Annotated in this window: 11 protein-coding genes; all 11 read left to right on the plus strand. The window is 30.5% G+C overall.

The window, feature by feature from the left end; translation table 11 throughout:
- Window positions 1-404 precede the first annotated feature (404 nt).
- Genes AX016_RS14185 through AX016_RS14235 form a run of 11 tightly spaced genes read left to right on the plus strand, consistent with a single transcriptional unit; the run spans window position 405 to window position 12,628 of the window.
- Window positions 405-1,403 carry an SDR family oxidoreductase gene (locus AX016_RS14185; RefSeq protein WP_100896236.1) on the plus strand — a complete coding sequence of 333 codons (999 nt, stop codon included), beginning with the start codon at window positions 405-407 and terminating at the stop codon, window positions 1,401-1,403.
- An 18-nt stretch (window positions 1,404-1,421) separates the two neighbouring features.
- Window positions 1,422-2,708 (plus strand): nucleotide sugar dehydrogenase, encoded by a 1,287-nt coding sequence (locus AX016_RS14190; RefSeq protein WP_100896237.1) that lies wholly within the window; start codon window positions 1,422-1,424, stop codon window positions 2,706-2,708.
- A 40-nt stretch (window positions 2,709-2,748) separates the two neighbouring features.
- Complete coding sequence (locus tag AX016_RS14195) at window positions 2,749-4,272, plus strand: lipopolysaccharide biosynthesis protein (protein ID WP_100896238.1); 1,524 nt, start codon at window positions 2,749-2,751, stop codon at window positions 4,270-4,272.
- A 35-nt stretch (window positions 4,273-4,307) separates the two neighbouring features.
- The gene (locus tag AX016_RS14200; RefSeq protein WP_100896239.1) at window positions 4,308-5,591 is read left to right on the plus strand and encodes a hypothetical protein; all 1,284 of its coding nucleotides are present in this window, start codon (window positions 4,308-4,310) and stop codon (window positions 5,589-5,591) included.
- Between the two features lie 3 nt (window positions 5,592-5,594).
- A complete protein-coding gene (locus tag AX016_RS14205) occupies window positions 5,595-6,575 on the plus strand; it encodes a polysaccharide pyruvyl transferase family protein (protein WP_100896240.1) in 981 nt (326 codons plus the stop codon).
- A gap of 4 nt (window positions 6,576-6,579) precedes the next feature.
- Window positions 6,580-7,689, plus strand: a complete 1,110-nt coding sequence (locus AX016_RS14210; protein ID WP_100896241.1) for a glycosyltransferase family 4 protein — start codon at window positions 6,580-6,582, stop codon at window positions 7,687-7,689.
- Window positions 7,690-8,892, plus strand: a complete 1,203-nt coding sequence (locus tag AX016_RS14215; RefSeq protein ID WP_100896242.1) for a glycosyltransferase — start codon at window positions 7,690-7,692, stop codon at window positions 8,890-8,892. It abuts the gene before it with no gap.
- Between the two features lie 34 nt (window positions 8,893-8,926).
- Entirely contained in the window at window positions 8,927-9,484 is a 558-nt protein-coding gene (locus tag AX016_RS14220) for a serine acetyltransferase (RefSeq protein ID WP_100896243.1), read from the plus strand.
- A gap of 2 nt (window positions 9,485-9,486) precedes the next feature.
- Window positions 9,487-10,584 carry an EpsG family protein gene (locus AX016_RS14225; protein ID WP_100896244.1) on the plus strand — a complete coding sequence of 366 codons (1,098 nt, stop codon included), beginning with the start codon at window positions 9,487-9,489 and terminating at the stop codon, window positions 10,582-10,584.
- A gap of 6 nt (window positions 10,585-10,590) precedes the next feature.
- Window positions 10,591-11,490, plus strand: coding sequence for a glycosyltransferase family 2 protein (locus tag AX016_RS14230; RefSeq protein WP_100896245.1), 900 nt, complete (start codon window positions 10,591-10,593; stop codon window positions 11,488-11,490).
- A 37-nt stretch (window positions 11,491-11,527) separates the two neighbouring features.
- Complete coding sequence (locus tag AX016_RS14235) at window positions 11,528-12,628, plus strand: glycosyltransferase family 1 protein (protein WP_232732634.1); 1,101 nt, start codon at window positions 11,528-11,530, stop codon at window positions 12,626-12,628.
- The last annotated feature ends 22 nt before the right edge of the window (window positions 12,629-12,650 follow it).

A 12,650-nucleotide genomic window follows, 5' to 3' on the forward strand; every position in this document is an offset into this window, starting at 1 on the left:
TGTTATTCCAAATTAAGAACAACAAAGTCAAATTTATTGCAATTTCCCTCAATATTATATAACTAGTTTATTAATTCGGTAAAGATTAGTAAAAATCGTTTAAATACGATTTTTACTCCTATATGAAAGCCATATACTTTAGCACACCACTACTCTTCAACTATAATGCCACAATATATAACATCTTATCTAAAACACTTAATCACACCCTAAAAACAAGCACTACGCAAGTAGCTATAACTTAAAAAAAACACCACAAAATATTTACGCAAACGTTTTATAAAAATACGAGATGAAAACTTTAACCACTATAAATTACAATTCATCGGAAATAACATTGTTCTAAAGTAAAAAAGCAGTTATTTCGTGCTTTTAATTACACTTTTGCATTTCAAAATAAACAAATGGATATTACAACACTAAATTTAAGTCCCAATTTACATATTTTAGTTACAGGTGGTGCCGGTTTTATTGGCTCCAATTTAATTGAAGCTCTTTTAAAAAATGGCAATAAAGTAACTTGTTTAGATAACTTTGCTACAGGTCACAGAAAAAATATAGAGCAGCATTTTAACAATCCTAATTTTACTTTAATAGAAGGAGATATTCGTAATTTAGATGACTGCCATACAGCTTGTAAAGGAGTAGACAACATTATGCACCAAGCTGCATTAGGGTCTGTACCTAGATCTATTAACGATCCTATTACTAGTAATGCTGTTAATGTATCTGGTTTTTTAAATATGCTAGTTGCTGCTCGTGATGCTAAGGTAAAACGATTTGTATATGCAGCAAGTTCATCAACTTACGGCGACTCTAAAGGCTTACCTAAGGTTGAAGATAAAATAGGAAAACCATTATCTCCTTATGCTATAACTAAATATGTTAATGAATTGTATGCAGAAATTTTTTCTAAAACGTATGGTTTAGAAACTATTGGCTTACGTTATTTTAATGTTTTTGGTCGCAAGCAAGATCCTAAAGGTGCTTACGCTGCAGTAATCCCAAAATTTGTAATGCAGTTTATGGATTATGAGTCTCCAATTATTAACGGAGATGGATCTTTTTCTAGAGATTTTACGTATATAGACAACGTAATACAAATGAATGTTTTAGCTGTAGCCACAACAAACAAAGATGCTATTAATACAGTATATAATGTTGCTTATGGTGAACGTACAGATCTAAATGAACTTACAACTTTACTTAAAGAGTACTTAAGTAAGTTTGACTCTAAAATTAAAGATGTTGATGTTAAGTTTGGACCAGAAAGACAAGGAGATGTACCACACTCTTTAGCATCTATAGATAAAGCAAAAAACTTGTTAAATTACAACCCTCAATACAACATTGAAAAAGGCTTAAAAGAAGCTGTAGATTGGTATTGGGAAAATTTAAAATAATTTAATAAACACTATAATATGAATACCTCAAAAATTGCAATTATTGGTCTAGGATACGTTGGCTTACCATTGGCTCGCTTATTTGCTACCAAATACCCAGTAATAGGGTTTGACATAAACCAAGGCAGAATTGCAGAGTTGCAATCTGGTACAGATAGTACTTTAGAAGTAGAAGATGCTGTTTTACAAAGTGTATTGTCACAAACACCAGACATAAAGGATACTGGTTTGTATTGTAGCAGTAATTTAGATGATATAAAAGATTGTACTATTTACGTAGTAACAGTACCTACTCCTGTAGATAAAAATAACAGGCCAGACTTAACACCTTTGTATAAGTCTAGTGAAACTGTTGCCAAAGTTTTAAAAAAGGGAGATATTGTAATATATGAATCTACTGTATACCCGGGTGTTACAGAAGATGAGTGTATTCCTGTATTAGAAAAATTTAGCGGACTTAAATTTAATGTAGATTTCTTTGCGGGCTATTCACCAGAGCGTATAAACCCAGGAGATAAAGAACATACTGTAGAAAAAATATTAAAAGTAACTGCTGGTTCTACACCAGAAATAGGAATTAAGGTAGACAATTTATACAAGTCTGTAATTACAGCAGGTACACACTTAGCTCCTACCATTAAAGTTGCCGAAGCTGCAAAAGTAATAGAAAACTCTCAACGAGACATTAACATTGCATTTGTAAACGAATTGGCTAAAATTTTCAATTTAATGGATATAGACACACACGCTGTGCTAGAGGCCGCTGGTACTAAATGGAACTTTTTACCATTTAAACCAGGTTTAGTTGGTGGGCATTGTATAGGTGTAGATCCTTATTATTTAGCACAAAGAGCCCAAGAATTTGGGTACCATCCAGAAATTATACTAGCTGGCCGTAGGTTAAATGATAGTATGGGCGGTTATGTAGCTGCAGAAGTTATTAAGTTAATGCTTAAAGCAGATATAAAAGTTAAAAACGCAAATATTTTAGTACTAGGAGTTACGTTTAAAGAAAACTGTCCAGATGTACGTAACACACGTGCTGTAGATGTTATACAACAATTAGAAAGCTACAGTGCTAATGTTACTATTTATGACCCTTGGGCAAACCCTGCAGAGGTAGCACATGAGTACAATTTAGAAACAACCACAGCATTACCAAATAAAAAATATGATGCCGTCGTATTAACCGTAGCTCACAAAGAGTTTTTAGCATTAGACCTACAAAGCTTATTACAACCAAATGGTATTTTGTACGATGTTAAAGGCATTTTGGATCCTAGTAAAGTTAACGGAAGATTATAACTAGTGCCAAACCACTAGTAACTTATAAAAACTAACCATTTTGAGTCAACTAAAAAAAGGAGCATTTTTAAACTATGCCACTATATTTTTAACAAATGTAGTGGGTATTTTACTTACCCCTTTTATACTTAGTCACATAGGGGCATCACAATACGGTATTTATATCACTATTGGAGCGCTCGTTGGTACAATATCTTTGTTAGATTTTGGACTAAACAATACTATTGTACGTTTTGTAGCAAAATATAGAGCAGAGAAAGATAAAAAGGGAGAAGAAAACTTTTTAGCTACTACAATGCTAATATTTATTGCCATATCTGCAACAATAGTAGTTATAGGGCTAGTATTTTATAACTTTTTTATCGATTCCTATTTTACAAAAATGAATGGAGATGAAATTAAAATAGCCAAAACCATTTTTGGCATTCTAATTTTTAACCTAGCATTAAGTTTACCAGGAACTGCATTTACAGGTATTTGTTATGGCTACGAGTCTTTTGTATTTCCTAAAACGTTAAATATTATTAGGTATATATCTCGCTCATTAACTGTTGTAGCTGTGTTAACCCTTGGAGGTAAAGCAATTTCTCTAGTTATATTAGACACCATATTTAATGTACTAATAATAGGTATAACCTTAACTTTTGTTTTTAGAAAACTAAAAGTAAAAATTAAGTTGCACAGCTTTTCGTTTGTGTTTATCAAAAAAATATTTAGCTACTCTGGTTGGATTTTTATTTTTGCTCTAGTAAGTATTTTTCAATGGAAAGCTGGTCACTGGGTATTAGGTAGTACTAGTGCTCCAGAAGTATTAACAATTTATGGTATTGGTATTACATTAGGTACTTATTACGGAGCTTTTTCTACCGCAATATCTGGTGTTTTTTTACCAAGAGCCACCCAAATGACAGTTGGTAAAGCTACAGGAGAAGAGTTAACAGATATGATGATTAAAATTGGAAGACTTTCCTTTATTGTACTCATGTTTATTTTTGGAGCTTTTTTGTTTTTCGGACATCAGTTTGTTTTGTTGTGGGTAGGTAAAACTTTAGGCCCAGAAGGTAGTTATGAAGCTTGGTTAATTGCCATACTAATTATGGCAGCTTACACACTACCACTAGTGCAAGGTTTTGGCAATTCTATTTTAGAAGCAAAAAGTAAATTAGCTTTTAAAGCCATATTATATTTATCTTTTATGATACTCGGTACAATTTTAGGTGCTGTGTTATCTACAAAATATGGTGCTTTGGGTATGATTACCGGTTCTGTTATTGCCTGGGTAATTGTACAAAACACTATGAATTTTTATTACCACAATAAAATAGGTTTAAATATTATTCGGTTTTTTAAGCAGTTGTTAAATAAGACTTTCATTGCTATTGTTCTCGCTTTTGGCCTAGCTTACATTATAAATATATTACCAGGAAACGACTGGTTTAACTTTGTATATAAAGCAATTATATACACTATAGTTTACAGTATACTTATGTATACTCTAGGATTAAATACTTTTGAAAAAGATTTATTTAAAAAACCTATCAACAAATTACTAAAAAGACAATAAAATTAGATATATACAATATGTCAAAAAATGAGAATATGAAACTGTATCTAAAATCATTAAAGATTATAAACAATAATACAATTGTTTATGATTACACTGTAAGTGATGATATTAAAGAATATTTTAATTTAAATAATAAATTTTATGCTAAATATGACCAAAATATAGCAGATACACCAAACAGTATTGCGGTTATTCCATTTTTAGCTAACATAATGCCTATAGCTTGGTTTGTTGGTTTTGATGTGTATATAGATGATATAGATAGTACATTCTATAACTCTTTAAAAGAATTGAAAAAACAATTTATCAAGTTTCACCCAACAAAAAATATAAAAGGAGAACTACACATAAGCAATAAAATTGATACCATTTTAGACGGAAGTAATACATCATTACTATTTAGTGGAGGATTAGACACATATGATTCCTATAGTAGATTATACAATAAAGACCCTTATTTAATATCTATACACGGGGCAGATGTAAAAATTAATGATAGAGATAAGTGGAACAAATTTGTAAAATTTAATTCCGAAGAAAAAATCATTAATCATAATAAGCTATTTTATATAGAGTCTAATTTAAGAGAGTTTTACACCTATAAAGTAGACCTGTTAGTTGAAGGTTTAGGTTGGTGGGGAGCTGTACAACACGGCATGGCATTATTAGGTGTTTTAGCTCCGTTAAGCTATAAACATAAAATAACAGACATAAATATTGCAGCTTCAGCTACTAATGAAGTTACATATAGCTGGGGATCTTCTCCGTACATAGATGAAAATATGAAATGGGCCAACACCAAAGTTACCCATAATGGCTACGAATTTAGAAGAACTGAAAAAACCCAGAATGTTGTAGACTTTGTAAACAGTATAGATCATCAATTAAAATTAAGAGTTTGCTATGCAGACGAAAGAGTAGATTACAACTGTAATGTATGTCACAAATGCCAACGAACTATTCTTAGTTTAATTTTATCAAATGCAGACCCTAAAGATTATGGGTTTACAGTACCTTCTAATTTTTACAATTTATTATTTAAAAATTTTGGAGATGACGCTGTAATGACCAAAGGTCTTAAGTACCAATGGACGTGCATACAAGACAAGGCAAGAGAAACAGATGTATTTTTTGTAATTGAGGATAAAGCTAAAGAAGAAGAGGCTATAACTAAGTTTATAAATTTGGACTTAGATGCCATTATTAATAAAAACCAAGAAAGTGTATTAAAAAGGAAGAAAAGTAGATTTCTATTACAAAAAAAATATCCTTTACTATATAAAATATATAAACTAATTAGATACCAAAAAATTTAAAAAATGAAATACGGATTATTTACTTACGCAGAAAACAAACGTTTTTTTAACGTTGGAGATAACATCCAGAGTCTTGCTGCCAAACAATATCTACCGCAAGTAGACGAATATATAAATCGTGAAAAATTAGCGGATTACAAAGGGGATGATATTGACATAATTATGAATGGTTGGTTTACACACAATACTACCAATTGGGTGCCTTCAGAACCTATAAATCCTTTGTTTGTATCTTTTCATATGAACAATACAGCAGCTCCTAACATGTTAAGCGAAAAAGGAATTGCTTATTTAAAAAAACATGAACCTATTGGTTGTAGAGATAAATTTACCGCAAAAACATTACAAGAAAAAGGGATAGACGCTTATTTTTCTGGTTGTTTAACGCTTACATTAGACACGTATAAAGTAGATGACAGTGAACGTACAGATGACATTTACATTGTAGATCCATTATACAATTATCCAAGATCAGAAAAGGTTTTTTATGATTTAAAACGAAGTGTAAGGAGTGTTCTAGACGGTAAAGCTTTTCAGTTAGGAAAAAAAGCAAAACATTTGCGTAACTTTATTAGTGACGACTTATTAGAGTCTGCAACATTTATCAATCAAGAGCCAAAAGCAAATACATATTCTGATGAAGAAAAGTTTGCTATGGCAGAAGATTTACTACAAAAATACGCAAAAGCAAAACTAGTGATTACTTCTCGTATACATTGTGCGCTACCTTGTTTGGCTATGGGTACTCCTGTAATTTTCATCAATAGTTTTGATAGTTTTGTAGACTCTTGTCGATTCGATGGTATTTTAGAGCTTTTTAACCACATTACTGTAGATAGTAAAACTGGTGATTTTAAAGCTAATTTTGATTTACCCGGTAAAATAACTAAGGATACAATGGTTACCAATTTAGGTTTACACCACAAATTAGCTGAACCACTTAAAGAAAAGTGTAAAAAATTTATAGCTAGAAAAAACAATTAATATTTTGAAAATAGTCTATATTACAAACGGAGTATCTGGACCTGGCGGTTTAGAACGAGTACTATCTATTAAAGCTAGTTATTTTGCAGATACTATGCACTATGATGTGCATATAATTGCGTTGAATAATGATAGTTCCGATTTGTTTTATAATTTTAGTAATGCCATAACTTTTCATAACGTAAAAGCAATTGGCAATCCGTTTTCTTATTTTAAACAGTACAGAAAAGGAATTAAAGACTATTTAAAAGAAATTAACCCAGACCTTGTAAGTGTTTGCGATGATGGATTAAAAGGGCTACTCCTACCCTACATTATTGGCAAACCTTGCCCAATGGTTTACGAGAGACACGTATCTAAGAATATACAAATAAAAAAGGGTGCTTCTTCTTTTTTAGACCAACTTAAAAATAAGGGAACCTTTAAGCTAATGGATATAGGAGCTGCCAAATATGATGCATTTGTGGTTCTTACCAACGGAAATACTAAGGAGTGGCACTTACAAAATATGGTTGTCATTGCAAACCCTTTGTCGTTTTTCCCAAAAGAAGAAAACCTTAGCTCATTAAATACCAAGAAAGTATTGGCTGTTGGCAAGCAAAGTTATCAAAAAGGCTACGATCGTTTATTGCAAAGTTGGAAAATTGTAGGTGCAAAACATCCTGATTGGGAATTAGACATTTATGGTACCATAAGCGAAAAAGAGCAACTGCCAAAACTAGCTGAGGAATTAGGAATTACAAAGAGTGTACACTTTTATGAACCCGTAAAAAACATTGCTGATAAATACCAGGAGGCTTCTATTTATGTCATGTCTTCTAGATACGAGGGTTTTGGCATGGTATTAACAGAGGCTATGGCATATGGTGTACCTTGTGTTTCTTTTGATTGCCCTCATGGTCCGGCTGATATTATCACACACAATAAAAACGGTATTTTAGTACCTAACGACGATTGTGATAAACTTGCTAACGGACTTTTACAGCTTATAGAAAATGATGGCAGTAGGCAAAAAATGGGCACTGCTTCAAGAAAAGATATACAGCGCTATGCTATAGAAAAAATAGCACTAAAATGGGATACGTTATTTAAAAAAATAAAACATAAAACATAAATGAAGAATATTTTACTTGTCATACCCTATGGTGGTGTTGGAGGAATGGAGAGATTAGCTTATTCCTTCTATAACTATTACAAAAAAAAAGGTTATTATATTAAGGTTTGTAAGTTTATAAAATTAGAAAACGATATAGTAAATTTTGGAGAAGATGAAAACTTTTTTTCTGATATTGATTTTAGCAGTATGTCTAAAATGCAACGATATCTGTTTTATATTACAGTACCATTTAAACTTAGAAAAATTATAAAAAACCATAACATAACACATACGATTTCCTTTGGAGCAATGCCTAATGTTTATAGTTCAATGACATACACTAAAGATTATAAAATAGCTAGTATACACGCATTAAAAAGTGTAGAGTTAAGTAATAATTCATTATTAAGTAAAATGACTAGATTTGGCTATAAATACACTTATGGAAAATTAGACAAGGTAGTTTGTATCAGTAATGCTATAAAGGATGATTTAATAAAAAAATGTAATTTTAAATTTATAAACAAATTAAAAGTAATATATAACCCACATGATTTAAAAGAAATAGAAAAACAATCATTAGAAAAAATAACTTCAATTAAAGAAGTTGATCTTTTAAAAACAAATAGCATTTTATTTTTAGGGCGTTTTTCAATTCAAAAATCTCCTTGGCATCTAATTAAGTCTTTTTCTATAGTCGATAAAAATGTGCCAAACGCAAACTTAATCATTATTGGTGATGGCGATGATTCTGTTTTGAAACATATAGAAAAACTAATCAAAGAATTAGGAATAGAGACTAAAGTTCATTTTCTGGGAAGAAGAACAAATCCTTATAAATACCTAGTAAAAGCAAAAGTTTTAGCTTTATCCTCTCATTACGAGGGGACACCTAATGTTATTGTAGAAGCAATTGCACTCAACACACCTATTGTTTCTTCTTGTTGCACTGATGGTATTATAGAATTGATGAGTATAGAAAATAAGGTTATGAAAAATTCTAATATAAAAGTAGATGCTGGTATTATAACTCCTAATTTATACAAAAATCAATTAGGCCTTCCAAAAGATAATAAAATTATTGATGAAGAAATACTATTAGCTGAAGGATTAAAAGATATTTTAACATCAGAAAAACATAAAGAACATTTAATAAAAACTAGATCGCTTCTACTTGATAAATTTAATTTAGATAGGGTTGCCACGGAATACCTTAGTTAATACCTACTTGATTCCTTCAAGATATAAAGCTCGTATGAAAAAAATATTACAAATAATAAAAAAAATAACATTAATACCTCACATATTAGTTTATTATTATAGTTGGAACAAATCAGATATTGACAAAGATTTAAATCGCTGGGCAACAGCTAAAAATATACAAAAAAGTAATACAGGACTCTTATTGCATTTTTTAGCCGTTTCACCAGATTTTAGAACACTGTTTTATTATAGAACAAGAAGCTTAACTTCACATATTTTAAATTTATATTGTAGAAAACAGAACAACTTTACTATTGACGTTACTACTAAATTAGCTGGTGGTACATTAACTGGTCATCCTTACTGTACCATATTAAATGCCAATAGTATTGGAGAAAACTTTTATGTAAACCACTTGGTTACCGTAGGCGAGGTGAACGGCAAAAGACCTACCATAGGTAATAATGTATCTATTTACACTGGAGCTATAGTTATAGGCGATATTACAATTGGCAATAATGTAAAAATTGGTGCTGGTACCGTAGTTGTAAAAAATGTACCCGATAACTGCGTGGTCGTAGGTAACCCTGGAAGAATAATAATTAAGTAAATATGGAGACTTTCATCAGTGCTAAAAATTACTATGATGTATTTATGAATGCATGCTTGTATTTAGTCATATTTACTATTTTTCATTCTATAGTATTAAGATTAGATGACCCAAAAAATAAGCAATTTATACAATTCACTGGATATACATTATTAATTGTAACCATTCTGTATATAGGATTACGACCAATTAGTCACCTTTTTGGTGATACTATCAATTATTACAGATCCTACATAGCATATGAGTATGGAGCAAACATTAGTGAAAAGGTTGGTGATTATGGCTGGCATGTATTTATGAAAACTGCTGCACAATTTATGCCTATACAAGCCTTTTTTACAATTTGTGCTTTTATTTATGTTTTTCCACTATATCGCATCTCTAAAGAGTTTTTTAAAGAATATTGGTATTATTCATTTTTATTATTTGTGGTTTCTTTTTCTTTTTGGACCTATGGTGTTAACGGGGTTCGTAATGGTGCAGCCGCCTCTTTATTTTTATGGGGTGTAAGCTACCATCGCAAAAAGATAATAATGGCTATTTGCTTTCTTTTAGCCATTCAGTTTCATAAAACATTATTACTACCTATAATTGCTTTTAGTGCTACCTTTTTATATAACAATCCCAAAACTTATTTTAAAGGATGGTTTGCTTGTATCCCTTTATCTCTTGTGATGGGAGGAGTCTGGATTACAATTTTTGCTAGCTTAGGATTTGGAGATGAGAGACTCGCTGGGTATCTAACTGCAGAAGCTGATGCTGGTACATTTAAAAGCACAGGATTTCGTTGGGATTTTTTATTCTATAGTGCTTTTGCTGTTTTTGCTGGTTGGTATTTTATAATCAAAAGGAAATTTAAAGACCAAGTTTATTTTCAACTGTTTAACACCTATTTGATATGTAATGGATTTTGGATCTTGGTCATACGTGCCAATTATTCCAATCGTTTTGCCTATTTATCCTGGTTTATGATGGCTATAATTATTATATACCCAATGTTAAAACAACAATTTTTTAAAAACCAACATCTAATGATTGGTAAAATAGTACTTGCTTATTTTGCTTTTACCTATTTAATGTATAAAGTATATTATCCATAAAAAAATATGATAAACACGAAAACCATAACCGTATTTACCCCTACGTACAACCGTGCGTATTGTTTAGACCAAATTTACCAAAGCCTAGTAAAACAAACCAGTCAAGATTTTTTATGGTTAGTTATAGATGATGGATCTACTGACAACACAAAAGAAGTAGTTGCAAATTGGATTGCTGAGGGTAAAATTGCCATAAAATACCACTACCAAGAAAATTTAGGAATGCATGGTGGACACAATGCTGCCTATAGATTAATTACTACAGAATTAAATGTTTGTATAGACAGTGATGATTTTATGCCTGTGGATGCTATAGAAAAAATACTATACCACTACCCTAGCATTAAAGACAATCCTAAATTTGCTGGTTTGGTTGGCCTTGATGCAGATAAAAAAGGAGACATCATAGGCTCTAAGATTCCAGAAATTGTAAAAGAAACAACATTAATTGACTTATATCAAACACATAAAGTTACTGGTGACAAAAAATTAGTTTACAAAACTGCTATAATAAAAAAATACCCAGCCTACCCTATATTTGAGGGAGAACGTTTTGTCCCTTTAGGATATTTATACCAATTGATAGATCAGGATTATGTTTTAAAGCCTGTTAATGAGGTATTTTGCATTGTTGAATACTTACAAGATGGCTCTAGTTTAAACATGTTAAAGCAATATAGAAGACATCCTAAGGGTTTTGCTTTTTCTAGAATTACTGAAATAAAATATGCTAAAAATTTTAAAGAAAAAATTAAAAAAATAATACACTTTATCTCAAGTAATTTACTCGCTAAAAATTTTAAATTCATAAGTAAAAGTCCAGAAAAAACACTTACAATATTAGCTCTTCCTTTAGGTTTTATGCTTTATTTATACATATTAATTAAAACTAAAAAAAACGTTTAAAATGGAGCCTATACGTGTATTACAAGTATTAACCATTATGAACCGTGGTGGTGCAGAAACTATGATTATGAACTATTATAGAGCAATGGACCGAAAAAAAGTTCAGTTTGATTTTTTACTTCATAGAAGAGAGAAGGGTGCCTTTGATGACGAAATTAAAGAGTTAGGTGGTAACATATATTATATGCCCGCAATCAGCCCAAAAAATTATATTAACTACAAAAAAGAATTAAACTCTTTTTTTTATAAAAACAAAAATTATAAAATTGTTCATTCACATTTAAATGCTTTAAGTTTTTTTGTTTTACGTGCTGCTAAACAAAACAATGTACCTGTACGAATAGCCCATAGCCACACTAGCTTACTAAACTTAAATTTGAACCCATTTTCAAAGAAAAGAGATAGTTTCAAATTTATATTCAAGTTTGTTTTACAAAACTATTTTAAAAGTAAAGTAACTAATTATGCTAATTATTATTACACCTGTGGGGAGAAGGCAGGCAACTGGTTATTTGGAAAAGACTCAAATTATAAAATAATAAATAATGCTATTAATACATCTAGTTTTACATATAATAAAAGTATTGGAGATAATTTAAAAAGAGAGCTATGTATTCATAATAAAAAAATAATTGGTCATGTCGGAAATTTTGTGCCAGAAAAAAACCATACTTTCATTTTAAACGTTTTCTATGAATTTAAGAAAATAGAAAATGATTCTATTTTACTTTTAATTGGTGGTGGTAACAATGAAACCATTAAAAAACAAGCTCAAGAATTAGGTATATTTAATGATGTAATGTTTTTAGGTGTACGTAGTGATGTTGCTAACCTGCTACAAGCGATAGACCTATTTCTGTTTCCCTCTACAAATGAAGGACTACCTGTAACACTAATAGAAGCACAAGCTGCAGGTTTGAAAGTAATTGCATCTGATGAGATCTCTACTGAACTTAAAATAACAGATCTAATTTCTTTTTTGTCTTTAAAAGAAAGCCCTAAAAACTGGGCAAAGACAATTAAGAGGGAATTAAATTATCAAAGAAAAAATACAATGCAAAATATTATTGATGGTGATTATGACATTAAAAATAATGCTAAATCATTAGAAGAATTTTATTCAACATCAGTTTTATAATAATAAATTTTAATAGATTAGA

Source organism: Cellulophaga sp. RHA19, assembly GCF_002813425.1.
In the GTDB taxonomy this organism is placed as follows: Bacteria; Bacteroidota; Bacteroidia; order Flavobacteriales; family Flavobacteriaceae; genus Cellulophaga.

Bases quoted from the DNA above. Each gene is read 5' to 3' on its own strand.
- AX016_RS14215 (WP_100896242.1), top strand. From the start codon at position 7,690: ATGAAGAATATTTTACTTGTCATACCCTATGGTGGTGTTGGAGGAATG.
- AX016_RS14200 (WP_100896239.1), top strand. From the start codon at position 4,308: ATGAAACTGTATCTAAAATCATTAAAGATTATAAACAATAATACAATT.
- AX016_RS14235 (WP_232732634.1), top strand. From the start codon at position 11,528: ATGAACCGTGGTGGTGCAGAAACTATGATTATGAACTATTATAGAGCA.
- AX016_RS14205 (WP_100896240.1), top strand. From the start codon at position 5,595: ATGAAATACGGATTATTTACTTACGCAGAAAACAAACGTTTTTTTAAC.
- AX016_RS14190 (WP_100896237.1), top strand. From the start codon at position 1,422: ATGAATACCTCAAAAATTGCAATTATTGGTCTAGGATACGTTGGCTTA.
- AX016_RS14225 (WP_100896244.1), top strand. From the start codon at position 9,487: ATGGAGACTTTCATCAGTGCTAAAAATTACTATGATGTATTTATGAAT.
- AX016_RS14185 (WP_100896236.1), top strand. From the start codon at position 405: ATGGATATTACAACACTAAATTTAAGTCCCAATTTACATATTTTAGTT.
- AX016_RS14230 (WP_100896245.1), top strand. From the start codon at position 10,591: ATGATAAACACGAAAACCATAACCGTATTTACCCCTACGTACAACCGT.
- AX016_RS14220 (WP_100896243.1), top strand. From the start codon at position 8,927: ATGAAAAAAATATTACAAATAATAAAAAAAATAACATTAATACCTCAC.